Origin of the sequence: Streptomyces sp. P17, from assembly GCF_032436805.1 — a bacterium.
GTDB lineage: Bacteria > Actinomycetota > Actinomycetes > Streptomycetales > Streptomycetaceae > Streptomyces.
In genome coordinates this window covers 1-242 of record NZ_JAVRBF010001390.1, presented here as the reverse complement: position 1 = coordinate 242, position 242 = coordinate 1, and the positions used below count along the sequence as shown (strand labels likewise).

1 protein-coding gene is annotated in these 242 nt (G+C 67.8%); it reads right to left on the bottom strand.

What is annotated here, in order from left to right:
• A partial coding sequence (locus RMT89_RS45085) for a trypsin-like peptidase domain-containing protein (protein ID WP_315889543.1) occupies window positions 1-242 on the bottom strand: 242 nt, incomplete at both ends.

The window sequence follows — 242 nt, the reverse complement described above, 5'->3', positions numbered from 1 at the left end:
TAGTTGTCGTAGGGACCGCTATCGATGTTGCGGTGGCGCGCCGACACGATGCCCGCGGTCACCGTGCCGCCGAGGCCGAACGGGTTGCCGACCGCCATCACCCAGTCGCCGACGCGCATCGCTTCCGAGTCGCCGAACTTCACCGCCTTCAGCGGCTTCTCCGGCTTCACCTGCAGCACCGCCACGTCGACCTTGGTGTCCGTGCCGAGCACCTTGGCGCGCAGCTTCTGGCCGTCCGTGAA